The 24,396-nt window shown below is 68.8% G+C and carries 16 protein-coding genes and 1 pseudogene; 10 read left to right on the top strand and 7 right to left on the bottom strand.

From position 1 onward, the window contains the following. Nucleotides 1-310 precede the first annotated feature (310 nt). Together AC1DF3_RS34525 and AC1DF3_RS34520 are read left to right on the top strand one after the other, a co-directional pair. Nucleotides 311-2,215, top strand: coding sequence for an ATP-binding cassette domain-containing protein (locus tag AC1DF3_RS34525; protein ID WP_478142465.1), 1,905 nt, complete (start codon nt 311-313; stop codon nt 2,213-2,215). 75 nt (nt 2,216-2,290) lie between these two features. Beyond that, nucleotides 2,291-4,036, top strand: coding sequence for a phospholipase D family protein (locus AC1DF3_RS34520; RefSeq protein ID WP_286533806.1), 1,746 nt, complete (start codon nt 2,291-2,293; stop codon nt 4,034-4,036). A gap of 19 nt (nt 4,037-4,055) precedes the next feature. Here the strand turns inward: AC1DF3_RS34520 and AC1DF3_RS34515 are convergent, their stop codons facing one another. After that, the gene (locus tag AC1DF3_RS34515) at nt 4,056-5,480 is read right to left on the bottom strand and encodes an aminotransferase-like domain-containing protein (RefSeq protein ID WP_301813083.1); all 1,425 of its coding nucleotides are present in this window, start codon (nt 5,478-5,480) and stop codon (nt 4,056-4,058) included. 102 nt (nt 5,481-5,582) lie between these two features. Between AC1DF3_RS34515 and AC1DF3_RS34510 the strand changes: the two genes are divergently transcribed. From AC1DF3_RS34510 to AC1DF3_RS34485, 6 genes are all read left to right on the top strand, one after another. Continuing rightward, the gene (locus AC1DF3_RS34510; protein ID WP_286533804.1) at nt 5,583-6,182 is read left to right on the top strand and encodes a LysE family translocator; all 600 of its coding nucleotides are present in this window, start codon (nt 5,583-5,585) and stop codon (nt 6,180-6,182) included. Beyond that, nucleotides 6,179-7,108, top strand: coding sequence for a DMT family transporter (locus AC1DF3_RS34505; RefSeq protein WP_286533803.1), 930 nt, complete (start codon nt 6,179-6,181; stop codon nt 7,106-7,108). The genes AC1DF3_RS34510 and AC1DF3_RS34505 overlap by 4 nt, the downstream gene beginning before the upstream one ends. A gap of 25 nt (nt 7,109-7,133) precedes the next feature. Then, nucleotides 7,134-8,348: an aminotransferase-like domain-containing protein gene (locus AC1DF3_RS34500; protein ID WP_286533801.1), complete on the top strand. Its 1,215-nt coding sequence runs from the start codon at nt 7,134-7,136 to the stop codon at nt 8,346-8,348. Between the two features lie 107 nt (nt 8,349-8,455). Further along, entirely contained in the window at nt 8,456-9,097 is a 642-nt protein-coding gene (locus AC1DF3_RS34495; RefSeq protein ID WP_286533799.1) for a glutathione S-transferase, read from the top strand. 8 nt (nt 9,098-9,105) lie between these two features. Next, nucleotides 9,106-10,011 (top strand): PhzF family phenazine biosynthesis protein, encoded by a 906-nt coding sequence (locus tag AC1DF3_RS34490; protein ID WP_286533798.1) that lies wholly within the window; start codon nt 9,106-9,108, stop codon nt 10,009-10,011. 30 nt (nt 10,012-10,041) lie between these two features. Continuing rightward, nucleotides 10,042-10,731, top strand: coding sequence for a VOC family protein (locus tag AC1DF3_RS34485; RefSeq protein WP_478142464.1), 690 nt, complete (start codon nt 10,042-10,044; stop codon nt 10,729-10,731). Between the two features lie 58 nt (nt 10,732-10,789). Here AC1DF3_RS34485 and AC1DF3_RS34480 read toward each other — a convergent pair. Continuing rightward, nucleotides 10,790-10,900: pseudogene (locus tag AC1DF3_RS34480) on the bottom strand (BrnA antitoxin family protein); the annotation flags it as partial. A 257-nt stretch (nt 10,901-11,157) separates the two neighbouring features. On the opposite strand from AC1DF3_RS34480, the gene AC1DF3_RS34475 reads away from it, so the two are divergent. Then, a complete protein-coding gene (locus AC1DF3_RS34475) occupies nt 11,158-13,233 on the top strand; it encodes an O-linked N-acetylglucosamine transferase, SPINDLY family protein (protein WP_478142463.1) in 2,076 nt (691 codons plus the stop codon). 165 nt (nt 13,234-13,398) lie between these two features. On the opposite strand, the gene AC1DF3_RS34470 is transcribed toward AC1DF3_RS34475, so the two are convergent. Then, entirely contained in the window at nt 13,399-14,751 is a 1,353-nt protein-coding gene (locus AC1DF3_RS34470) for a TolC family protein (RefSeq protein WP_478142462.1), read from the bottom strand. Between the two features lie 2 nt (nt 14,752-14,753). Here AC1DF3_RS34470 and AC1DF3_RS34465 point away from each other — a divergent pair, with 2 nt between their 5' ends. After that, nucleotides 14,754-14,903: a hypothetical protein gene (locus AC1DF3_RS34465; protein ID WP_478142461.1), complete on the top strand. Its 150-nt coding sequence runs from the start codon at nt 14,754-14,756 to the stop codon at nt 14,901-14,903. Nucleotides 14,904-15,116: 213 nt separating this feature from the next. Here AC1DF3_RS34465 and AC1DF3_RS34460 read toward each other — a convergent pair whose 3' ends face one another. The 4 genes from AC1DF3_RS34460 to AC1DF3_RS34445 form a co-directional block, all read right to left on the bottom strand. Beyond that, entirely contained in the window at nt 15,117-16,397 is a 1,281-nt protein-coding gene (locus AC1DF3_RS34460; protein WP_478142460.1) for an HlyD family type I secretion periplasmic adaptor subunit, read from the bottom strand. Further along, nucleotides 16,394-18,646 (bottom strand): type I secretion system permease/ATPase, encoded by a 2,253-nt coding sequence (locus tag AC1DF3_RS34455; protein ID WP_478142459.1) that lies wholly within the window; start codon nt 18,644-18,646, stop codon nt 16,394-16,396. The genes AC1DF3_RS34460 and AC1DF3_RS34455 overlap by 4 nt, the downstream gene beginning before the upstream one ends. A 191-nt stretch (nt 18,647-18,837) precedes the next feature. Further along, nucleotides 18,838-19,830, bottom strand: coding sequence for an OmpA family protein (locus AC1DF3_RS34450; RefSeq protein WP_478142458.1), 993 nt, complete (start codon nt 19,828-19,830; stop codon nt 18,838-18,840). A 70-nt stretch (nt 19,831-19,900) separates the two neighbouring features. Then, on the bottom strand, nt 19,901-24,396 hold a 4,496-nt coding region (locus AC1DF3_RS34445), incomplete at its 5' end, for a beta strand repeat-containing protein (protein ID WP_478142457.1).

Here is a 24,396-nt window from a genome sequence, read left to right as displayed (position 1 = left end):
CGTCAACCTCGAGAGGCTTTTTCTCTCCCGCCAGTCACTTCGATCAACTCGCAACCCTTAAAGCTGCTTCGTCGCCGTCGTTTTCAGCGGAGCCTTCGATTATGACACAGTTTTTAGAACCAGATCAAGACCGAAGGGCCTTTTTTGTTCTCGGCGATCTTTCGATCTTCTTCATGTGGGGCCCCTTGAAGTTGCCTTCGAGGAACCCGGCTAAGTTATCCGGCGAAGTTGCCTTCGCGTTTTGCCGAGCCCACGAGTATATGACACTTTTGGGGCCTCGCCAGCACTTCGCTCCGATAATCGCTCCCACATGGCACTCATCACACTCCTCGACGCGCAACTCGCGTTCGGCCACGTCCCGCTGCTCGACCATGCGGACTTCTCTCTCATCGAAGCGGAGCGCATCGGCCTGATCGGCCGCAACGGCGCGGGCAAGTCCTCGCTGCTCAAGATACTGGCGGGGCTCGAGAAGCCCGACGACGGCACGCTCCAGATACAACAGAACGTGCGCGTGACCTATGTCGCCCAGGAGCCTGTGCTGGACATGGAGGCGGACGTCTTCACGGCCGCCAGCGCGGGACTGGGCGAGGTGATCGCGATCCGCGACCAGTACCTGTCGGGCGCGCCCGGGCTGGACCTGGACGCCCTGCAGTCCCAGATCGAGTCCTTCGACGCCTGGAACTGGGAACAGCGCGTGGAAGAAACACTGCATCGGCTGCATCTCGATGGCGCCGCCCGCGTCGGCTCGCTGTCGGGCGGCACGCGCAAGCGCGTCGCCCTGGCGCAGGCACTGGTGGCCGCCCCCGACGTGCTGCTGCTGGACGAGCCCACCAACCACCTGGACCTCGATTCGATCGAGTGGCTGGAGCAGCTGCTGATCGACTTCAAGGGCAGCGTGGTGACCATCACCCACGACCGCAGCTTCCTGAACCGGGTCGCCACCCGGATCGTGGAGCTCGACCGCGGCAAGCTCGGCTCCTACCCGGGCAATTTCGAGCAGTACCTTCTACAGAAGGAAGAGCAGCTGGCCCAGGAAGCGGTGATCAATGCCAAGGCCGACAAGCTGCTGGCGCAGGAGGAGATCTGGATCCGCAAAGGCGTGGAGGCGCGCCGCACACGCAGCCAGAGCCGCATCAGCCGGCTGCAGGAGCTGCGCGCCAACCGCGCGTCGCGGCGCGAGGTGCAGGGCAGCGTGAACATGGACGTGGCCTCGGGGCAGTCGAGCGGCAAGATCGTGGCGGAGCTGACCGAGGCGACGAAGTCCTTCGGCGACAAGACCGTGATCCGCGGCTTCACGGGCACCATCCTGCGCGGCGACAAGGTCGGCCTGATCGGCCCCAACGGCGCCGGCAAGACCACGCTGCTGAAGCTGATCCTCGGAGAGCTCGAGCCCGATGCCGGCAAGATCCGCCGTGGCGCCAACCTGCAGGTGGCCTATTTCGACCAGATGCGCAATGCGCTGAACCTGGACGCCACGCTGGAAGACTTCATCAGCCCGGGCAGCGAATGGATCGAGATCGGCAGCCAGCGCAAGCACGTCAAGAGTTACCTGGCCGATTTCCTGTTCTCACCGGCGCGCGCCCATTCGCCGGTGAGATCGCTGAGCGGCGGCGAGCGCAACCGGCTGCTGCTGGCCCGCCTGTTCGCGCGGCCGGCCAACGTGCTGGTGCTCGACGAGCCGACCAACGACCTCGATATCGACACACTGGAATTGCTCGAGGACCTGCTGCAGAACTACGACGGCACCGTGTTCCTGGTAAGTCATGACCGGACCTTCCTCGACAACGTGGTGACCAGCACCATCGCCTTCGAGGGCGACGGCCGCTGGCGCGAGTACGAGGGCAGCGTGCAGGACTGGCTGACCCAATCCAAGCGTGCCCGCGAGATCGCGCAGCAGCGCGCCGCGGCCGCACCGCCGCCGGCCACCGCCGCCCCGGTCACTGCCGCGCCGCCCCCCGCGGCCGCCGCCAAGCCCGCGGCGACCCGCAAGAAGCTCAGCTACAAGGAACAGCGCGAACTCGAAACGCTGCCGGCGCGGATCGCGGAGCTCGAAGAAGAACAGAAGCGGATCAGCGAGATCCTGGCGCTCGACGGCGGCGCGATCTACGCCACCGACGCCTCGCGCGCGGCCGAGCTGGCCGAACGCCATGCCCGCATCGACGAAGAGCTGATGGCGGCGCTGGAACGCTGGGAAGCGCTCGGGTCCGCAGGCTAGCGGAGGCTTTGTCCGACGCGGCGGGGGACGACGGCGCTCTATATATAGCGCCGTCCTCGCTCTTTTCCTCGCCGCATGCCCTTCAGAAACGCCCTCGGGCGAACCGCAGCCTGTCTCGCACTCGTCCTGGCCTTGGGCCTCGGGGGCTGCGCGGAACTGCCCAAGAACGTCGATCGGCCGGTCTCGACCGCGCTGCCCGCTCCCGCAACGACACCGCTGGGCGAGCTGGTGCAGCAGCGGCGGGCCGCCGCCGGCACGCGCTACGAATCCGGCTTCGTCCTGCTCGACGGGGCACCGGCCGCGTATGGCAGTCGGCTGGCGCTGGTCGAGGGCGCCCGCAAGACGCTGGACCTGCAGTACTACGCGATCCACGCCGACGCCAGCACGGCCCGGCTGCTGAAGGCGGTGCGCGAGGCCGCCGAGCGCGGCGTGCGGGTTCGAATCCTGCTCGACGATCTGCACAGCACCGGCCGGGACGCGGTCGTGATGCGAATGGCGCTGGTGCCGAATGTAGAGATGCGGATGTTCAATCCGCTGGCGGGCGCCCGCGCCTCGACGCTGGGCCGGCTGTTCGGCTCCATCGACGATGCCGCGCGGATCCAGCAGCGCATGCACAACAAGCTGTTCATTGCCGACAACGTGCTGGCGGTGGCCGGCGGCCGGAACCTCGGCGACGCCTACTTCGGCAAGGACCGCAAGGGCAACTTCATCGATCTCGACGTGCTGGTGGCGGGGCCGCTGGTGCAGGACCTGTCGCGCAGCTTCGACGCCTACTGGAACAACGAGCGCGCCTACCCGGTGCAGTCCTTGGTGACGGCCAAGGAACTGGACCAGATCCGCGAGCAGGCGCGCGCCGACGCCAAGGCGGAGCGCGAACGGCAGGCCGGCAACCCGCCGCCGGCCGATGGCGCAGCGGACACCGGCGCGTCCGCCGCCGAGGTCCGCGCGCAGGTCTGGGACGAACGGCCATTGGACCTCCGGACCGCCGATTTCGTCTGGGCCCCGGCGGTCGTGCTGGCCGACAAGCCGGGCAAGATCCCGCCGGACGGCGCCAATGCCAGCGCCGATGTCGGCAAGGCACCCGGACTCACGGTGACGCAGACGGGCCGGCGCCCGCAGGGCGGGGCCGCAAAGAACGATGCGTCGCTTGCTGCCGCAGCCGACGCCGCGGCCGATGGCGAGACGGTGGTCGATGGACTGCTGCAGCTGATCGGCCAGGCCCGCAGCGACCTGCTGGTGATCTCGCCCTATTTCGTGCCCGGCGCCGACATGAAGCAGGCCTTCGCCGCGGCCCGGGCCCGTGGGGTGCGAATCCGCGTGCTGACCAACTCACTGGCGTCGAACGATGCGCCCGTGGCCCATGTGGGCTACGCCCGGCATCGCGACGAACTGCTCGCGATGGGCGTGGAGCTCTACGAACTGCGCAGCGAGCAGGCCGGACTCGGCAACGCATTCGGTTCAGGCAGCGGCGGCGGCAGCGCGCCGGGCGGATCGCGCTCGATGCTGCATTCGAAGGTGCTGGTGATCGACGGCCGGCTGCTGGTGGTCGGATCGATGAACCTGGACCTGCGCTCGCAGCACCAGAACACCGAGATCGCAGTGCTGGTGCGCAGCGATACGCTGTCGCGGACGGCCGCCCAGAAGATCGACCAGGTGATGCGCGAAGGCGCCTGGCACGTGGTGCGCAGCGACGGGCGCATGGTTTGGAAGGCGCCCGAAGGCAGCGGCCTCGAGGACGCCACCGCCGAGCCCGACACCAGCGCGGGCCTGCGGGCGATGGTGAAGCTCTTCGGCCCCCTGGCACCGGACGCCCTGCTCTGAGCGCTGGGCGCAGCCCCGGTCAGATCTGGTCGCGGACCCTCGCGAACACCTTCCAGAAGGTCGCGTCCTGCGCGGTCGCGAAGTTGATCCGCATCAGCGTGGTCGGCGGCCGCCGGGCATGGAACAGCGAGCCGGGCGCCAGCAGATAGCCCTCGTCGAGCATGCGCTGGGTCAGCGCGTCGGTGTCGACACCGGTGTCGACCCAGCCGAACAGGCCGGCCGGCTCCGAGGCCAGCGTGCAGCCGGCGGCCAGTGCCAGCTTGACCGTGCGGCCGCGGGCGCCGTCGAGCCTGACGCGCACCCGCTCGGCATGCCGGCGCAGCTGGCCCTGGTCGATGCACCAGGCCAACGCGCGCTCGAACAGCGCGGGCGAGGTCAGGGTCGCGAGCAGCTTGGTCTCGAGCAGGCGGCCGATCAGCGCCGGCGAGGCGGCGACGAAGCCGATGCGCCAGTTGGGCGCCAGGATCTTGGCGAAGCCGCCGACATAGATGGTGCGCTGCAGCCCGTCCATCGCGCAGAGGCGGGTCGCGTGTTCGGGCGCCAGGTGGCTGTAGGTGTCGTCCTCGACGATGTGGAAGTCGTGCCGGTTGGCGAGCTGCAGCACCCGATGCGCGCTGCCCGGCGTCAGGCTGTAGCCGGTCGGGTTGTGCAGCACGCTCACGCTGACGAAGAGCTTGGGCTTGTGGGCGTCGCCCGCCGTGCAGTAGCGCTCCATCACCTCCAGGTCGGGGCCGTCGGCCTTGCGCGGCACCGGCAGGATGCGCATGCCCAGCGCCTCGAGTCGCGCGAACTCGAGCGCCCAGCCCGGCTCCTCGACCATCACGGGATCGCCGGGCCGCAGCAGGGTGCGGCTCACGATGTCGAGCGCATGGGTGGCGCCGATGGTGGTCACGATCTGCTCGGGCGCGGCCGGCACGCTGATGGCGGCCAGCCGGGTCGACAGGCTGCGCCGCAGGCTGCCGTCGCCCGCCGGCTCGCCATATTGCAGCGACAGTTCCTGCAGCGCCTTGCCGCTGGTCACCCGGCGCACCGCCGCCGGCATGAAGGTCGATTCGAGCCAGTCGGGCGGAAAGACGCCCATGCCGGGCTGCGGCTTGTCGCTCGGGCGATGGAACATGCCGCGGATGAGGGTGCTGGCATCGGCCGCCACCAGGGGCGCGGGTGCCAGGGCCGGCGCCGGGCCGGCGCTGTCCGGCGGCGGACCCGCGGCGGGGCCCGAATCGCGCACGTAGAAGCCGCGCTGGCGGCGCGCCTCGACCAGGCCCTGGGCCAGCAATTGATCGTAGGCGGCGACCACGGTGTGCGGGCTCACACCCTGCTGGCGCGCACACTCTCGAACCGAAGGGAGCCGCGCGCCGGGCGGCAGCAAGCGGTTGCGGATCCGCTCGGAAAAGCGGTCGGCGAGCTGCCCGGTCAGTGACTGGGCGGAGGTTCGTGTCAGCATGACGCGTATTGTTCTGTGTCAATGAGCCGACCGATACAGACAGCGCCTATGTTCGTTTATCTGTACCGGTACTGTAATGGTCATCAGTTTAAAGTGTGTCCCATGAACTGGCAAGAATTCACTGCGCTGCTGGTGTTGGCCACGGCGATGAGTTTCTCGCCGGGCCCCAACACCACGCTGTCGACCGCGCTCGCCGCCAACGGCGGCCTGCCCCGCGCCATGCGCTTCGTCTGGGCGGTGCCGGTCGGCTGGAGCCTGCTGCTCGCCCTGTGTGCGGCCGGCATCGGCGCCCTGGTGGTCGCGGCGCCTTCGCTGCGCTGGTTCATCAAGGCCTTCGGCATCGCCTACCTGCTCTGGCTGGCCTGGAAGCTCAGCGGCAGCCGGGCCCTCGGCCAGGCCGACGGCGCGCAGCTGCGGGTCGGCTTCAAGCAGGGCGTGATGCTCCAGTTCCTCAACATCAAGGCCTGGCTGCTGGCTCTGACCCTGGTCGCCAACTTCATCGCCGGCCAGCCCGATGCCTTGCAGCGCTACGCGATCGTGGCGCCGGTGATGCTGGTCTATGCCTTCGCCAGCAACTTCCTCTATGCGCTGGCCGGCGCCGTGCTGCGCCACTGGCTGGCCCAGGGACAGCGCCTGCTGTGGTTCAACCGCGCGATGGCGGCCCTGCTGGCACTCACGGCCTGGTGGATGGCGGGCGCATGAAGACCAGGGACGAAACCCTCGGCATGTGGCTGGGCGTGCTCGGCGTCGCCATCTTCGCGGTGACGCTGCCGATGACCCGGCTGGCGACCGGGACGCAGGCCGCCCCGCAGCTCTCGCCCTGGTTCGTGACGCTCGGGCGGGCGGCGCTGGCCGGCGTCCTGTCGGTGATCTTTCTGCTCGTCACCCGCTCGCCGCGACCGCAGCGCGTGCACTGGAAGCCGCTCGGCATGGCGGTGCTCGGCAACGCGATCGGCTACCCCTTGCTGCTCGCCTATGCGCTGCGCGTGGTCAGTGCCAGCCATGCCGCGGTGATCACCGCGCTGCTGCCGCTGGTGACCGCGGCCTGCGCCGCCTGGGTGCTGCACCAGCGCGCGCGCCTGGGCTTCTGGCTCTGCGCCATCGCCGGCAGTGCGCTGGTGGTCGCGTTCTCGGTGCTGCGGGCCCAGTCGCACGGCGGCGGTTTCGGCTTCGAGTGGGCCGACGTGCTGCTGGTGGGCGCAGTCGTGGCGGCATCGCTGGGCTACATCTACGGCGCCCAGGTGACGCCGGCGCTCGGCGCCGAGCGCGTGATCTGCTGGGTCTGCGCGATGGCGCTCCCGGTGACCTTGCCCGGCACCCTGGTGCTGTGGCCCGCACAGCCGGTGGCGGCTTCGGCCTGGGTCGGCTTCGTCTACGTCGGCGTATTCTCGATGTGGATGGGCTTCTTCGCCTGGTACCGCGGACTGGCCATGGGCGGCGCCCTGCGCGTCAGCCAGACCCAGCTGCTGCAGCCGTTCCTCTCGATCCTGGCGGCCGTGCCGCTGCTCGGCGAGCCGCTCGATGTCGTCACCCTCGGCTTCGCCGCGGCCGTGGTGGCCACCGTGGTCGCAGGCAAGAAGCTGTCCCAGCCGCGCGCGCCGCTGGTCGCCGCCGCGGCCTCCCGTTAGTCTCTCGCACTCCAAAGGACACAACATGAACTGGAAACTCGCCGCCCGCGCCGAAAAGATGAATCCTTCGGTGCTGCGTGAAATCCTCAAGGTCACCGAACGCCCCGGCATCATCAGCCTGGCCGGCGGCCTGCCCTCGCCCAAGGCCTTCCCGATCAACGCCTTCGCCGAAGCCTGCGCCGAAGTGCTGCACAAGGACGGCCAGGCCGCCCTGCAGTACGGCGCGAGCGAAGGCTACACCCCGCTGCGCGAAGCGGTGGCCGCGATGCTGCCCTGGCCGGTCGACCCGGCGCAGGTGCTGATCACCACCGGCTCGCAGCAGGGCCTGGACCTGGTCGCCAAGGTGCTGCTGGACCCCGGCAGCCGGGTGCTGGTCGAGACGCCGACCTACCTCGGCGCGCTCCAGGCCTTCTCGCCGATGGAGCCGGAGCCGGTCAGCGTCGCCAGCGACAACGAGGGCGTGGTGGTCGACGACATGGTCGCCAAGGCGCAGGACGCGCGCTTCATTTACCTGCTGCCCAACTTCCAGAACCCGACCGGCCGCACCATGACCGAGGAGCGCCGCGCCGCGGTGTCGGCCGCCGCCGCCAAGGCCGGCCTGCCGATCGTCGAGGACAACCCCTACGGCGAGCTCTGGTTCGACAGCGCGCCGGCGCTGCCGCTCACGGCCCGCAACCCCGAAGGCTGCATCTACCTGGGCTCGTTCTCGAAGGTGCTGGCACCGGGCCTGCGCCTGGGCTTCATGGTGGCGCCCAAGGCGATCTTCCCCAAGCTGCTGCAGGCCAAGCAGGCGGCCGACCTGCATTCGCCGAGCTTCAACCAGCGCATGGTCCACGAGGTCATGAAGGACGGCTTCCTGTCGCGCCACGTGCCGACCATCCGGGCCCTCTACAAGCGCCAGTGCGAGGCCATGGTGGCGGCGCTGCAGCGCGAGATGAAAGGCCTGTCGGTCGAGTTCGTCAAGCCGGCCGGCGGCATGTTCCTGTGGGTGCGGCTGCCCGAGGGCATCGATACCGTGGCGCTGCTGCCGAAGGCGGTCGAGCGCGGCGTGGCCTTCGTGCCGGGCGCGCCTTTCTATGCCGGCCAAGGCGATCCGCGCACCTTGCGCCTGTCCTTCGTGACCGCCAGCGTCGACGAGATCGACACCGCGATCGCGGCCCTGGCCGAGGTCGTGCGCGAACAGCTTGCCCACCACATGGCGGCCGAGGTGCAGCGGCAGCTGGCCGCCAGCCCCGCCTGACAAAAGAAAAGGCCGCAGCAACGGCTTCCAGCGCGCTCTGCTCGCTGCGATGATGGCGGGCCGGCGCTACGGCTCTCGCTCGCCTCGTCCATCGAAGGATCTCCGACATGCTCAATATCTGGGGGCGCATCAGCTCCATCAACGTGCGCAAAGTGGTCTGGTGCGCCCAGGAACTCGGGCTCGATTTCCAGCGCACCGAGGCGGGCGGCCGCTTCGGCGTGGTGCAGACGCCCGAATACCTGCAGCTCAACCCGAACGCCATGGTGCCGACCATCGACGACGGCGAGGGCGCCGACCGGGTCACGCTGTGGGAGTCGAACGTGATCGTGCGCTACCTGTGCGCCAAGCACTCGCCCGGCAAGCTCTATCCCGAGCCGCTGGCCGCACGCTTCGACGCCGAACGCTGGATGGACTGGCAGCAGACCACCTTGAACCCGGTCAGCGGCGGCGCCTTCAGGCAATGGATCCGGACGCCGCCCGAGCAGCGGCAGCCCGAGGCGATCGCCTATTCGGTGCGCGCCACCGAGCCGCTGTTCGCACTGCTCGACGCCCATCTCGCCAGCCGCGCGTTCATGTGCGGCGACCATTTCACGATGGCCGACATCCCGGTCGGCTGCGAGGCGCACCGCTGGTTCGGGCTGCCCCAGACCGAATACACGCGGCCGGCCTGGCCGCATGTCGAGCGCTGGTTCGCCGACCTGCGCACCCGCGCCGCCGCCCGCGGCGTGCTCGACCTGGCCCTCGAATGACCACCACCATGATCTCCCGCCCCTTCAAGCAGGTCGACGTCTTCACGTCGACGCCCTATTTCGGCAATCCCCTCGCGGTCGTTCTCGACGGCAGCGGCATCGACGACGCCGCGATGCAGCGCTTCGCCGCCTGGACCAACCTGTCGGAGACCACGTTCGTGCTGCCGCCGACCGAGCCGACCGCCGACTACCGGGTGCGCATCTTCACGCCGGGCGGCGAACTGCCCTTCGCGGGCCATCCGACGCTCGGCAGCTGCCACGCGTGGCTGCAGGCCGGCGGCAAGCCGAAGGCGGCCGGCCACATCGTGCAGCAGAGCGCGGTGGGCCTGGTGCCGATCCGGCGCGAGGGAGAGCGCCTGGCCTTCGCCGCGCCGCCGGTGAAGCGCATCGCGCCGAGCCCGACCTTGCTGGCCAAGGTCGCGGCCGCGCTGGGGCTGAAGGCGCAACAGATCGTCACCGCCCAGCTGCTCGACAACGGGCCCGCCTGGCTCGGGCTGCTGCTCGCCGATGCCGACACGGTGCTCACGCTCAAGCCCGACCACCGCGCGCTGCGCGAACTGGGGCAGAAGGTCGGCGTCGCGGGCCTGCCGTCGTCGGCCGCCTCGCCGGTGCTGATCGCGCGCTCGAACCGCGAGGCGCGCGCCTTCGCGCGCACCGAAGAAGCGCCGGCCGACATCGAGGTGCGCGCCTTCGCGGCACCGGTCGGCATCGAGGAAGACCCGGTCACGGGCAGCTTCAACGCCAGCCTGGCGCAATGGCTGATCGCTGACGGGCATCTGCCTGAAAGCTATGTCGCGGCGCAAGGCCAGACCCTGGGGCGCGCGGGCCGTGTTCACATCCAGCGCGATGCCGACGGCCAGGTGTGGGTCGGCGGCGACTCGGTGACCTGCGTCGACGGCAGCGTCATGCTCTGACGACCACGCTGCGCTGAAACGGCCCGCACCATGCCGACGCGCATCGACCACCTCGTGCTGGCCGCCCGCAGCCTCGACGAGGGGGTGCGCTGGTGCGAAGCGACTTTCGGGGTGACGCCCGGCCCCGGCGGCATTCATCCGCTGATGGGCACGCACAACCGCCTGCTGAAGATCGGATCGGCCGCGTTCCCGCGCGCCTACTTCGAGATCATCGCGATCGACCCGCATGCGAAGCAAGCGCGCGCCGGCGGCGTCCGCCACCGCTGGTTCGATCTCGACGACGGCGCGCTGCAGGCCGCGCTGGCGCGCCACGGCCCGCGGCTGGTGCACTTCGTGGCCGAGGTGCCGGACATCGAGGCGGCGGTGCATCGGCTGGCCGCGCTGCGCATCGACCGGGGCCACATCATCGAGGCCTCGCGCGACACGCCGGCGGGCCGGCTCTCGTGGCGCATCACGGTACGCAATGACGGCCAGCGGCTTTTCTATGGCGCGCTGCCGACGCTGATCGAATGGGGGGCCGTGCATCCGACCGACAGCATGGGCGACTCCGGCGTCGTGCTGCGTGCGCTGGAGTTGTCGCATCCGCGGGCGGGGGACCTGGGGGCGGCGTTGGGGACGATCGGGTTGTCGGAGCTGTCGCTGACCTCGGGCGCACCGGGCCTGCGGGCGATGTTCGACACGCCGCGAGGGCCGGTGACGCTATGGTCCGGGGGCGTTTGAAGCACCCGCCCGACACCCAACGCCAGGTCCAACCGGGTTGCAGCGAGGCGCGCAGCGTGTCGTTGATGCGCGTTTGCCAGCCATCGCCCGTGGCACGCAAGGCGGCGAGCACGTCCGCGTCAATCCGAAGTTTGACCGGCTCCTTGGTCACCGCCTGCACGCTACCCACCGGGCGGCCTGCTGGGCCTGCTGCTGAACGATGCCGGCACGGTGCTCACGCTCAAGCCCGGCCACCGCGCGCTGCGTGAGCTGGGGCATGGAACCTGGGGTCTCGGGCCGATCCAACGCCTGAAAAGGCGGTTCATGCCGCAGTCACTTTCCTGACTCGCGAGCGGATACGGCGCATTGTCGGGAGCAGCGCGCAGGTCGATGAATCAGCCGCAAGTGCGCCGCTAGAGTGCACGCTGCCTGTCCATCCGTCTTCGCATGAACCGACCCCGCGCTGCCAAGCCTCACCCCCTGTTTTCCCGCTTCGCGGCGGCGCCGAAGCCGGCCGGGCCCGACGCGCTCTACGAGCAAGCCCTGGCGCTGTACCAGCAACGCCACTGGGAGGCGGCCATCGCCCTGTGTCGCGACAAGCTGCTGCCGCAAGCACCTCACCATCGGGACGGCCTCTCGCTGCTCGGCGCGGCGTGCTTCCTGCAAGACGACCTGCCGGCCTCCGATCGCTATCTGCAGGCAGCGATCGCAGCAGGCGCGGGCGCAGAGACCCACACCAACCTCGGCGTCACGCTGAATGCGCTGCATCGGCCGGATGAAGCCGAGGCCGCCTACCGGCGGGCCGTGGCGCTCGATCCGCGGCAGGCCAAGGCCTGGAACAATTTGGGCAACCTGCTGGCGCGCAGCTTCCAGGCCAGCCGCCGCGACGAGGCCCTGCATTGCTACCGGCAGGCGCTGGCGGCCAAGCCCGACTACGCCAATGCCCATACCAACCTGGGACGCGAACTGGAGAACCGCAAGGATCTGGCCGGCGCCGAGAAGTGCTATCGCGAGGCCTTGCGGCTCCAACCCCGCTTCCTGCCAGCCATCGGCAATCTGGCCGCCCTGCTCAAGCGGCTGAAGCAACCCGCGGAGGCGCTGAAGTACTACCGGCAGGCCATCCTTCTCGATCCGCGCGATCCCGCCTTCATCGGCAACGCGCTCGGCCTCTGCCGCGAAGTCGCGGATTGGCGCACCGACGGCAGGGCGACGGTCGCCAGTCTCGTGGCGGCACTGGAGCGCGATGGGGCGAGCGACCTGGCACCCCTCTATCTGCTGGCCTGGCCGGAGTGCGGTGCCGAACTGCAGCGCAGCGCGGCGCGGCGCTTTGCAACGAAGCGATGGGCCTGGGCGCTGGCGCAGCCGCCGCTGGTTGACGCCGCCACGGCGCGCGAAGGACCGTTGCGCATCGGCTACCTGTCGGCCGACTTCCGCAACCATCCGGTGGCCCACCTGGTGACCGAGGTGATCGCCGCGCAGGATCGCACGCAGTCCGAAGTGTTCCTCTATGCCTATGGCCCGCCAGCCGACGACCCGCAGCGCCGCGCCCTGCAACGCGCCGCCGACCACTTCACCGACATCGGCGCCATGGACGACCTCGATGCCGCGCGGCGCATCCGCGACGACGGCATCGACGTGCTGGTCGACCTGACCGGCTACACGACCCATGCGCGGCTCGCGATCACCGCCCTGCGCCCTGCGCCGGTGATCGCCTCGTGGCTCGGCTACATCGGAAGCCTGGGTGAACCGCGCCTGGCCGACTATGTGATCGGCGACGCCATCGCCACGCCCCCGGCGCTGGCGCACCAGTTCAGCGAAACGCTGGCCCTGATGCCCGAGTGCTACCAGCCCAATGCGGCCCTGTATCCGCTGCCGCCACCAGCCAGCCGTGCCGACGAGGGCCTGCCCGAGGACGCGCTGGTGTTCTGCAGCTTCAACCAGATCTTCAAGCTCACCCCGCAACTGTGGGACGACTGGTGCCACATCCTGCAGGCCGTGCCCGGCAGCGTCTTGTGGCTGGCGCCGCCCGGGTCCGAGACGACGGCGCAGAACCTGCGCGAGGAGACCGCCCGGCGCGGCGTGGCGCCCGAGCGCCTGGTCTTCGCCCAGCGGCGGCCGCTGGCGGCGCACCAGGCGAGGATCGCGCTGGCCGACATCGCGCTGGACACCTTTCCCTACAACTCGGGCACCACGGCCAGCGACGTGCTGCGCGCCGGCGTGCCACTGGTCACGCGCGCGGGCGAGACCTTCGTGAGCCGGATGGCGGCGAGCCTGCTGAACACGATCGGTTCGCCGGAACTGGTGACCGCGGACAGCCCGGCGTACCGGCGACTGGCGATCGCCTTGGCGAAGGATGCGCCACGCCGCCACGCCTTGCGCGCCACCTTGGCCGAGCGAGTAGCGAGTTCCGCACTGTTTCAGCCCGAGCGCTTCGCGCGGCAGTTGGATGCGTTGTTTCGCGCCATGCATACGCAGGCGCTGGAGGGGCGGAGGGAGATCATTCAACTGGCAAGCGGCAATTGAACCCGTTGCCCTCGGACCGCGCGCTCAAGGAATTCCCGCGCGGACTGTTCAGAACTTCTTGGGTATGAACGCCCCGCGCGCATCAAGCACGAAGGGCGTTTTCATCTTGTCACTCTGTCTCAGACACGGTCACTGGCACTGCAATCTTCCTGAAAGTAGCTGCGACTAGCCACCCACCCCCAGCCAGGGCAGCAAGATCGCCGCATCCGCCCGGATCCGCAAATCGGCCGCCTCGCCGTCGTAGCGGCTGTTCACTTGCGCGATCTGGTTGTTGTAGTGGTCGTTCTCGGCGATCAGCACGTCCAGCAGGGTGCGCCGGCCGAGGTGATACCACTGCTCGTAGAAGATCTTGCGCACGCGGTCGGAGTCCTTGATCAGCGGCGTGTACTCCTCGGCCCGGCTCAGCGCGGCGTCGCGCTGCTGGGCCGAGGTCCGCAGCCGGTACTCGAGGTCGCGCGTGGCGGCCATCGCCTTTTCCTCGCCGGCCTGGGCGCGGCCGAACGCCGCCCGCTCGGACGCGGCCGCGGAGCCGCCCTGGAAGGCGTTCCACTGCACCGACAGGCCGGTCGCCCACGGCTGTGTGTTGCCGTTGATGTCCTGCTGCGTGGATTTCGACACCACCCAGTTGAGCTGCGGGTAGCGCGAGGCGTGCACCGATTTCGCATACAGGTCCGCCGCCTTGGCCTCGGCCCGCGCCTGGCGCAGCGCGGGATGCTCGGGCGCCGCGAGCAGCGCCTCCTGGACGTCGACCACCGGCGTGCCCCAGGTCAGCTGCGGTGGCAGCTTGACCTCTTCGCCGACCAGCTTGGCCAGGTTGATCTCGACCTCGCGCATCCTCGCCGCCACCAGGTCGCGGGTCGCCAGCGCCTGCAGGCGGCGACCGCGCGCCTGCACCAGTTCGCTGTCGCGGCCGCGGTCGCTCTTGACGATCTCGGCCAGCATGTCGACCAGTTCGGTCATGCGGCCGACGTACGCATCGCTGAGCACCATCGCCTGCTGGTTGCGGCGCAACTCGATCAGCGCACTGACGGTGTCGTAGGCCACCTGCTGGCGCACCTGCAGCATCTGTTCGCGTGCCGCGTTGGCGGTCTCGGTGCGGCTCTCGACGGTGCGGCTGATGCGCCCCCAGTCGTACACCGGCGTCGTCAGCTGCACGTTGCCGTAGGCATCGCGGGAGGTGTCGTTGGTGCCACTGCCGAATGTCGCCGACTGCGAAGCCGCGCCGACCTGCAGTTGCGGCCAGCGCTGGCCCTTGGCCTCGTCGATATCGAAGCGGGATGCCTCCCACCGGGCGGTGGCCTCGCGCACATCCGGACTCACCGCCAGGGCCTTGGCAACCGTGCGCTCGAGGAAGTCGTGCGCCGGCTCGCCGCCCGGCGCCGGGCCGCTGGCGGGGACGGAAGCAGGGGCCGGGACGGCGGCCGTGGGCGGCGCGTCCTGCGTACCGCCGAGCGGGGCTGGCGCGCCGTCGGTCCACTGCTTCTCGGGCGCCGGTGGGGCCGGTTCGGCCTCTGCCATGGGTGGCGGCGGCGGAGGTGCCGCTGGCACCGGTGCTGGCAATGATGGTGGTGCCGCAGCGGCAGGTGCCGGCGCAGGCACAGGCGCAGGCACAGGCGCAGGCACAGGCACAGGCACAGGCGCCACGGGCGCCGCCGGCGCGGCCCGGATGACCGGCGCAGGCGCAACCGGCTTGGCGACCGCCGCCGGGCCGTCGTCGGCAAAGCTGCCCCACTCCAGCACCCGCGGTGGCTCCGCGGATGCGTCCTGGGCCATGGCCTGGGCGCTCAGCGACAAAGGCAGCAACACCATGGCGCGCACCAGTCGACGCCCCACGGTCGGAGCGCCGCCCGGCGAGCGCTTCCTGAACTCGGAATGCTTCACGCTCAACGCTCCCGAAAGGCTTCACGCGCCTTCAGCACCGGCTTCAACAGGTAGCTGAGGATCGATTTCTCGCCCGTGCGGACTTCCACCGTGGCAGTCATGCCCGGAATGATCGGGAACTCCTTGCCGCCGGCGGACAGCGCCGCGCGGTCGGTGCGCACCATCAGGCGGTAGTAGGTCGCATCAGCGCGGCCCGCGCGGGCCTTCTCGTCGTCCTTCAACGTATCCGGGCTCAGGTGCTCGACCGTGCCATGCAGGCCGCCGTAGATCGCGTAGTCGTAGGCCGAGATCTTCACGGTGGCCGGCAGTCCCGGGCGCACGAAGGCCACGTCCGACGGCTTGATCTTGGCCTCCACCATCAGTTGGTCCTCCAGCGGCACGATTTCCATGATGTCCGCGCCCTGCTGGATCACGCCGCCGATGGTGGTCACGCGGATGTTCTTCACCGTGCCCTTGACCGGCGCCTTGACCGTGGTGCGGTTCATCACGTCCTCGCGCGCACCGACGTTCTCCTTCGACTGCGCGAGCTCGCCCTCGAGCCGGGTCAGCTCCGAGTTGGCGTCGGCCCTGAACTTGTTCTGGCGCTCGGCGATCTGCAGGCGGAATTCGTTGGCCTGGCGCTTCATGCGCAGGATTTCCACTTCCGACATCAGCCCGCGTGCGGACAGCGGCTCGGACAGCGAGACTTCCTTCTCGGCCAGTTGCAGGCTGCGCTGCAAGGCCTGGACGCTCTCGTTCAAGGTCTGGCGCCGGGCGTTGAAGGCCTGGGTCTCGTCGCGCACGATCGAGGGCACCGCCTTCACGTCGGGCGGGAAGTCCAGGGGCGTCTGGTAGGCCTCGGCGCGCAGCCGGGCGATCGACCCCTTGAGGGCCAGCACCTTGGACAAGCCTTCGCGATAGGCCGCCCCGGCGCGCGTCGGGTCGATCTCGAGCAGGGTCTGGCCCTTCTCGACGATGTCGCCTTCCGACACGTTCATGGTCTCCAGGATGCCGCCCTCCAGGCTCTGGATGATCTGCTCGCGGCTGGCCGGGATCACCCGGCCTTCGCCATGCGTGATCTCTTCGACGCGCGCGAAGTGCGCGCAGACCACGGCCACCACGAGGATGACCGCGATCAGGTAGAGCACCAGCATGCTGCCGGGCGTCTTCTGGACCAGCATCGCTTCGCGCAGGTCCTGCACGAACGCGAGGTCCTCGGCCTTGGCGCGGCCGCTTGGGCCGCGAGACGGCGGGGTGGCCCGCGGCGTGGGCGTCGCGAGGGCAACGGTGTTGGCTTCGCTCATGCCTGGCTCCCTTGTGCTTGGTCGTTGTTGGCCGCGCCGTTGTTGGCGGAACCGTTGTTGGCAGCGGTCCCGCTGGTGCGCAGGCGCTCCATCACAACCGCCTTCGGGCCGTCCATGAAGACCTTGCCTTCGGCATCCATGACCACGATGCGGTCGACCAGGTCGAGCACCGACAGGCGGTGCGTGGCGACCACCACGGTCTGGCCCTGGGTGGCCGCCGCCATGCGGCGCAGGAAGTAATGCTCGGTCTGCAGGTCCATCGAACTGGTGGGCTCGTCCATCAGCAGGATGCGCGGGCGCAGCAGCAGGCAGCGCGCCAGTGCGACCAGCTGGCGCTGTCCACCCGACAGGCCCTGTCCGCCTTCGCCGATGGGCATGTCGAAGCCGCGCGGATGGCGCGCCGCGATGGCGTCGAGGCCGGTCAGCCGCGCCACCTGGAGGAACGCCGCGGTGCTCGCGCCCGGATCGCCGATGGTCACGTTGTCGCGCAGCGTGCCGTGGAACAGGCGCGGCTCCTGGCTCAGCATGCCGACCGCCGCGCGCACGTCCGCCGGGTCGATCTGGCCGACGTCGACGCCGTCCATCAACACCTGGCCGCCGGTGGGCTGGTAGAGGGCCGCCATGATCCGCAGCAGGGTCGATTTGCCGCTGCCGATGTTGCCGAGCACGCCGACCCGCTCGCCCGGCCGGATGTCCAGGCTGACGCCCTGCAGCACCGGCGGCGACGGCTGCATCGGCGGCGCCGGGTAGGCGAAGTTGATGCGCTTGAGCGTGATCTGGCCCGCGAAATCGGGCTTGGCGAGGTAGCGGCGGTCGGGCGCCCGGTCGGAGGGGCGGGCCATCACCTGGTTGAGCGAGGTCAGCGCCGTCTTGGCCTGCTGGAATCGCACCGCCAGCCCCACCACCGCGGCCAGCGGCGCGGTCGAGCGCCCGGCCAGGATCACGGTGCCGAACAAGGCGCCCATGCTCAGCGTGCCGTCGTGGATCAGGTAGACGCCCCAGGTGACGAGGATCACGGTCTGGATCTGCTGGATGAAGGTCACCGTGTTCACCGCCAGGCTGGACAGCTTGCGCGACTTCATCGAGCTGGTTGCGGCCAGGGCACTGAAGTTTTCCCACTTCTGCTGCATGACGCCTTCGCCGCGCACGGCCTTGAGCGACTCCATGCCTTCGATCGATTCGATCAGCAGGCCCTGCTTCAGCGAGCCCTCGCGCAGGTTTTCCTGCATCACGCGGGCCAGGGGCCACTGGATGGCGACGCTGAGCAGGATGATGACCGGGATCGAGGCCAGCGGCACCAGGGCCAGCGGCCCGCCGATCAGCGCGATGATGCCCACGAACAGCAGGCAGAACGGCAGGTCGGAAAGCGTCGAGATCGTGGCCGAGGTGACGAAGTCGCGCACCGACTCGAATTCGCGCAGCTGGTTCGCCGACGACCCCGAGGAGGCCGGCTTGTGCTCCATGCGCGTGGCCAGCAGCTTGCGGAACAGCATGGCGCCGAGGATCAGGTCGGCCTTCTTGCCGGCCACGTCGACCAGGTGCGAGCGCACGTGGCGCGCGCTGAACTCGAACACCATCGCGAAGCTCACGCCGATGGCAAGCGACCAGAGCGTGGCGTAGGCCTGGTTGGGCACCACCCGGTCGTACACGTTCATCGTGAAGAAGGTGCTGGCCAAGGTCAGGATGTTGATCAGCAGGGCCGCCAGCGCGGCGCTGTAGTAGTAGCGGCGGTAACGCCAGAGCGTCGAGAACAGCCAGTGCCCCGGCGCCGTCTCGGCCGCCGGTCCGGCGCGGTCGTCCAGGCTCGGCTGCGGCTTGGCCAGCAGCGCGTGGCCGCCGTAGAACTCTTTGACGTCGTCCGCGTTCACGTTGACGCTGACGCCGCCCGCTTCCGGGAACAGGATGTCGTAGCTTGCGGTCTTGCCGCTGCCGTGGCGCGCGGTCAGCACGCAGGCCTTGCCGTCCTTGCGCAGCGCCACCACCGGGAACAGATAGGAGAGCAGGCTGCCGATGTCGCGCTCCACCCAGCCGGCGTCGATGCCGGCCTGCCCGAGCATGCGCACCGCCACCGAGGGCGTCAGCCGCGCCTCGCGCGGCAATCCCGCCTGCAGGGCGGGCTCGCTGAGGCCCCGTCCATAGTGCGCGCACAGCCAGTGCACCGCGCCCAGCAGGGTGTCCTGCTCTTCTTCCACCTCGACCGCGGGCTGCGCTTGCGCGATCACCTCGTCCTGCGCCATCACTGCCGCCATGAATATGTCCTTGTTGAAACGATGCGAGGGCAGCGGAATGCCGTGCCCCCGAGTTCAGCGTCTTGTCGGCATCGCTGTCGCGACGCTCGGAAACCAAAAAGGGCGTTGACCGTGCCCGGAGGGGCACCGACGTCAACGCCATGTCGCACCGTCCATCGACAGCGCGAATGCCGGAAAGTTCAGGCGTCCGGCTACTTCACCCCTTCGCCGATGATTTCGACACGGCGATTCGGCGCATTGCACGCCACGCGCGCCTGCTTCGATCCGGTGGATGCGCAGGACACCACCGGCTCCGAGCTGCCAACGCCCTCGAAACTCAGCCGGTCGCTGGCCAGGCCTTCTTCGCCCAGTACCCGCACCACCGTGCGGGCCCGCTGCTCGGACAGCACCCGGTTGCCCGGCACGGAGCCGATCGGGTCGGCATGGCCGCGCACCCTGACGCGAGTCACCGTGCTCGGCGAGTGTTCGCGGATCTGCTCGGCGACCTTGCGCAGTTCCTCGCGGCCGAGCGGTGTGATCGAGCCGTAGTCGCTCTTGGCGAAGTCGAACAGCACGTCCGCACTGAGGGTGTAGCGAATCTTCTCGGCTGCGACCGCCTGGACCTCATGGCAAGGCACGACGACGCTCGCGCGATTGACGAAATGGCGTTGTTCCGACGCGCCTTCGAGCTGCTTCTCGGCTTCGTCGCGGCGCGTCGGCACCGGGTCGCCGCTGCGGTTTTCGGACACGTGCGCGAAGTAGGTCTTGCCGCCTTCCAGCGCGACGCGCGTGCGGGGATCGGCCTTGGCCGCGAACTTCGGTGCATCGCCGATATGGGCCTCGATCGCGTAGCTGCCCGGCGTCACGCAGAAGCGCGTGAACGAATGCGGCTGCAGCGCCGTGTGGAACTCGCCGTTGATGTAGACGTGTGCCGCTTCGCCGTCCGCGACGGCAGTGGTGCCGAGCGGGTTCCGGTAGAACACGACCTGGGCCTGGTCCGGCGCCACGCCGGGCACCGCACGGTAGGCCGGCCCTTGGGTTTGCACATTCGCGGCGCCCCCCGCAGCGCGCATCGCGCCTTGCGCAAGGACGGCCGGCGCAGCGGCCATCAGGAACAGGGCCGGCAGCACGGCCGCCAGAAGTGCACGGCCGGCGCGCGCGCGCCGTGCGGCGGCCGGGGAATGGAAGTTGTTTCTTGTTTGCATGGGACTCTGGAAAAGATGGGGGATGCGAGGCGCGGCGGCCCACTGGCCGCCGCGCGCCGCTAGCGGGCGTTTACAGGATCGTGACGTGCACCCTGTCGTCGACCAGCAGCTCGGTGGTGCCGGCCACGTTGGTGTAGGCGTGGTAGGTCGTGCCGTCGACGGACTTGGTGCCCGCGTCGGTCCAGTGGTCCGCTGCCGCCTGCGTATTCACGAGGTTGAGCTGACCGCTGCCGTCGCCGTTCACCACCAACTGCTTCTTGCCGTCGTCGATGAACTGGTTGGTCTGGCCCAGTCGCGAGACGTCGCCCAAGTTCACGTTCAGCGTGTTGCCGCCGTTGCCCAGGTCGAAGCGCTCGAAGCCCTGGACCTTGTTCTGCAGCAGCGCCAGGTCGATGTTCATGCCGCGGCCGTCCATCACCAGGGTGTCGATGCCCGCGCCGCCGTCCACGTTCTTGAAGTTCGTGCCGACGATTCGGATCGTGTCATTCCCGGCGCCACCCAGCGCGACGTCGTTGGCGCCGATCTGGGAGATCGTGTCATTGCCAAATCCGCCCGACAGGAAGTCCACGCCAGCGGTGCCGACCAGCGTGTCGTCACCCGTCGTGTACTCCTGGGTGAAGTTCGGCGTGCCGTAGTAGATGTACAGCGCGCCGGTGTTCGACGTACTCCCGCTGTCTGCCAGCGATGCGCCGACTGCGATATCGGCCACGCCGTCGCCGTTCCAGTCACCCACCGTGACACCCGAGCCATAGAGGTCCACGCCGCCCTCCCCGCGCACCACGTAGCCTTTCGACGGATCAGCGACGATGTCCGCGATCGAGATCACCGACGCATCGAAGTTCTCGCTGCGCCCGTAGACCACGTAGGCTGCCCCGTTGTCGATCTTGCCGTCGCTGTCTGCTCGCATGGCACCGACGATGAAGTCGGAGATGCCGTCACCGTTGGCGTCGCCGATGCCGCGAATGCTCGAGCCCAACACATCCCACGACTCGGTCTGGTTGCTGGCCGTCGACTTCTCGTTGACCAGCAGGAAGCCATCGTTCGCCGTGAACGTCGGCACGTAACCACTCGGCTTCGCGGAATCGCCCGTGGTGAACAACGCATCGAGGTTGATGTCCCGGCCATACCCGCCCTCCTTGCCGTAGATCACCCACACCCGACCCGGTACGCCCGGATTGGAAGGCGCCGCGATCGCGAAGTCGTCGATGCCGTCGCCGTTGATGTCACCCAGCCCAGTGAGCACGCTTCTCGACTGCTGCGAGATGGTGGCGCCGCTGGTGCCAGTGAGGTCGCCCAGATGCTCCTTGGCCATCCCGTTGATGCGGATGCCCTGGTCCGGCGTGAGCGTGCCCAGGTCAAGGGTGGCCGGCAGGCCGTCCTTGTTGCCGTAGATCAGGTAGGCCGTTCCACCCCCGTTGGTCCCGCCCAGCGGGTTGTTCCCGTTGGGATCGGTGATCACGAAGTCCTCGATGTCGTCGCCATTGACGTCGCCGACGCCATTGATGCTCCTGCCTAGGTCCGCATTGGCGTAAGTTCCGCTGCCGGCGGCTAGGATCGTCGTGCCCTGCACGCCGCTCGGAAGAACCCAGTTATTGCCCTGCTGGACCAGCTGGATGTTGGACCAGTTGCCGCCGTGACCGTAGATCAAGGTGCCGGAACCGCGGCTGCCGGCGCCATCCTGGTCGTTGCCCACGAGCAGGTCGGCATAGCCGTCGCCATTGAGGTCGGCACTGCCCACGCCAACGGCGAAAGCTTGGTCCGACCCATTCTTGATGCTGAAGCCGTACTGGTTCTGCCCCTGGTCGATCGCCGCCAGACTCAGTTTGCCATTGGCCCAGGTGCCGTTCGCGCCGCCGAAGACCACGTAGGCTTTGTCGCTTTGCTGCGAACCCATCACGATGTCGGCATAGCCGTCGCCGTTGATGTCGCCCAGGTAGTTCGTGGCCAGGCCCATCCACTTTTGGGTGTACGAGGTCGGTGTCGGGCCGTTGATCACCAGACCCTGCGCGGGCGTCAAGCTCGAGATGCTGGTGCCGACGAGGTCGATGCCTGCGGCCGAACCGAACAGGATGTAGGCCGCACCTGGGCCATCCCGGTCGATCATCGGCGCGACCACCATGAGGTCTTCGTAGCCGTCGCCGTTGAAGTCGCCGATCGACGCAACGTCGTAGCTAAAGTTGTCGTTGGCCGCCGCGCCCTGGATGACCTGGCTCAGGCTGTTGCTGTCGATCACCAGGCTGGAGTTATTGCCGTCGAGGGTCGAGACCGTCGACGACGCGTTGCCCGCCCGGTCGGTGACCAGCGCCGACAGCTTGTAGCTTCCGTCCCTCAGGCTCGGCAGGTCATACGTCCAGCTGCCGTCGGCAGCAACGGAGATGCTGTTGCTGTAGACGCGGTCGCCCGCATCCAGCTTGCCATCCTTGTTGACGTCGTCGAACAGCGTGACATTCAGCTTGCTGAGGTCCGAGTCGCTGCCCGTCCCAACCTTGCCCTTGATGGTCGGCGTCACGTTCGACGTGATGTTGTCGGTGCTGGACAGGCCCCAGTCGCTTTCCGTGGCCAGGTCGACCGTCGTCGTGTTGGTCGGAGCCTGGGTGTCGATGGTCACCTGCTGATCGTCGCGGGCGATCTCTGCGGCGGCGGCGTCGATCACGCGCACCACGTAGGTGTGCGAGCCTTCGCTCAGTTCATCGGTGTACTGGTAGCTCCAGTTGACGCCATTCACGTTGGTCACGTCGACCCACGCGCCGCTGTCGACCTGGATCTGCACCTTGGAGCCCGCGTCGAGCGGCGAGCGCAGCGTGCCGAACACGTCCAGCGTCTTGTCGCTGGTCACGAAGTCGTTGCCCAGCAGGCCCGTGTCGTCGTTGATGCCCTCGATGGTGATCGTGTTGGTGCCCGCAACCGGGACCACCGTCACGTTCTTCGAGTCCGTGTCGCCCACGTTGCCGGCCAAGTCCACGACGCGAACGTCGTAGGTGTGCTCGCCCGCCGGGAGCACGCGGGTGTCCACATAGCTCCAGTTCACTCCGGTACCGTCCACGACCACGTCGACCCAGGTGTTGCCACCGTCGATGGAGATCTGCGCGTGCTCGTCCGCAGTCAAAGCGACGTTCAGCGTGCCGTTCACCGTCAACGTGTTGTCGGTGGTGATGAAGTCGCCATCCGTGCCCGTGTCGTCGGAGATGCTCTTGATCTCGATCGTGTTGGTCAGCGACGGCGGCGTCGTGTCCACCGTCAGCGTGAACGCCCCGGATTCGGTGCCCTGGTTGCCGCCCGCGTCTTCCACACGCACCGTGTAGCTGTAGGTCTGGCCGTCGGCCAGGTTGCCGTCCTGGTACGTCCAGGTCGAGCCCGTCACCACCGCATTGCCCAGCTTCTCGCCGTCGCGGTACACCACCACCRCTTCGCCCGCRSCCAGCGCACCCRYCACCGWGCCGTTCAGCAGCGGCGTCGTGTCGTTGGTCGTGCTGCCCGACTGGAAGTCTCCCGTCTGCGGGGCAAAGTCGTCGTGGTAGCTGTCGATCGCTGCCGTCGCCGTCGGCGCCGTCTTGTCGAAGTTGATCACGTACGGCGAACTCATGCCGCCCTCGACGCCCGCCGCGCTCACCACGACCGCCTCGTACTTGTACGCCTTTTCGTCGACCAGGCCGCTGTCCTGGTACGTCCAGGTCGTGCCATTCACCACCGCGGTGCCGGCCAGCTTCACGCCGTCGCGGTAGATCACAACCACCTCGCCCGCCTGCAGCGCCGCACCCACYGACCCGCTCAGCAGCGGCGTGGCGTCGTTGGTCGTGCCGTTCTGCGCCACCGTCCCGGTCACCGGCAGCTGGTCGTCCAGCACCTGCAGGATCGTCACCGTCTGGCTGCCCGGATCCTTGTCCAGGGTGAAGCTGATGCTGTTGGACTCGGCACTCTCATTGCCCGCCGCATCCACMACCCGCGCCTCGTAGCTGTAGGTCGACTTGTTCGACAGGGACGCATCCTGGTACCACCAGCTCACGCCGTCGCCGTTCAGCGTCGCCTTGCCGATGTCCTCGCCGTTGCGGAAGATCCTCACCTCTTCCGTGCCGCTCAGCGACTGCGAGATCGTGCCTTCCAGGCGCGGCGTGTCGTCGTCGCTCACGCCACCGTTCGCGATCGAACCCGTCTGGTTGCCCTCGTTGTCCAGGATCTGCGTCAACACCACCGTCTGCGACGGCGGCGTGTGGTCCACGTTCACCGTCCAGTTGTTCGACGCCGCMCCCAGGTTGTCGGCCGCRTCCTGCACGTACACCGTRTAGACGTACTTGCCGCCGTCGGCCAGGCCGCTGTCGGCGTAGGTCCAGCCCGTGCCGCTCACGGTCGCCTCACCGACCTCGACGCCGTCTCGGTRCACCACCACCTTCTGGCCCGCGTCCAGCGCCTTTTGCAGCGTGCCTTCCAGTTGCGGCGTCAGGTCGTTCGTCCAGCCGTTGTTCGCCACCGGGCCCGTCACCGGCGCCTCGTCGTCGTTCAACGCCGTGATCGTCGCCCGGTTGTCCGGCCCGATGAGCTCCAGCGTGATGCCGTAGGGCGACGAGTAGT

The sequence above is a fragment of the Variovorax sp. 10N432 genome, assembly GCF_056394465.1.
This window is presented reverse-complemented; position numbering and strand designations above follow the sequence as displayed.

Excerpts from the sequence above, each read along its gene's own strand:
- AC1DF3_RS34475 (WP_478142463.1), top strand. The coding sequence starts at position 11,158 with ATGAACCGACCCCGCGCTGCCAAGCCTCACCCCCTGTTTTCCCGCTTC.
- AC1DF3_RS34515 (WP_301813083.1), bottom strand. The coding sequence starts at position 5,480 with ATGCTGACACGAACCTCCGCCCAGTCACTGACCGGGCAGCTCGCCGAC.
- AC1DF3_RS34525 (WP_478142465.1), top strand. The coding sequence starts at position 311 with ATGGCACTCATCACACTCCTCGACGCGCAACTCGCGTTCGGCCACGTC.
- AC1DF3_RS34500 (WP_286533801.1), top strand. The coding sequence starts at position 7,134 with ATGAACTGGAAACTCGCCGCCCGCGCCGAAAAGATGAATCCTTCGGTG.
- AC1DF3_RS34520 (WP_286533806.1), top strand. The coding sequence starts at position 2,291 with ATGCCCTTCAGAAACGCCCTCGGGCGAACCGCAGCCTGTCTCGCACTC.
- AC1DF3_RS34505 (WP_286533803.1), top strand. The coding sequence starts at position 6,179 with ATGAAGACCAGGGACGAAACCCTCGGCATGTGGCTGGGCGTGCTCGGC.
- AC1DF3_RS34455 (WP_478142459.1), bottom strand. The coding sequence starts at position 18,646 with ATGGCGGCAGTGATGGCGCAGGACGAGGTGATCGCGCAAGCGCAGCCC.
- AC1DF3_RS34510 (WP_286533804.1), top strand. The coding sequence starts at position 5,583 with ATGAACTGGCAAGAATTCACTGCGCTGCTGGTGTTGGCCACGGCGATG.
- AC1DF3_RS34490 (WP_286533798.1), top strand. The coding sequence starts at position 9,106 with ATGATCTCCCGCCCCTTCAAGCAGGTCGACGTCTTCACGTCGACGCCC.
- AC1DF3_RS34450 (WP_478142458.1), bottom strand. The coding sequence starts at position 19,830 with ATGCAAACAAGAAACAACTTCCATTCCCCGGCCGCCGCACGGCGCGCG.
- AC1DF3_RS34470 (WP_478142462.1), bottom strand. The coding sequence starts at position 14,751 with ATGGCAGAGGCCGAACCGGCCCCACCGGCGCCCGAGAAGCAGTGGACC.
- AC1DF3_RS34460 (WP_478142460.1), bottom strand. The coding sequence starts at position 16,397 with ATGAGCGAAGCCAACACCGTTGCCCTCGCGACGCCCACGCCGCGGGCC.
- AC1DF3_RS34485 (WP_478142464.1), top strand. The coding sequence starts at position 10,042 with ATGCCGACGCGCATCGACCACCTCGTGCTGGCCGCCCGCAGCCTCGAC.
- AC1DF3_RS34495 (WP_286533799.1), top strand. The coding sequence starts at position 8,456 with ATGCTCAATATCTGGGGGCGCATCAGCTCCATCAACGTGCGCAAAGTG.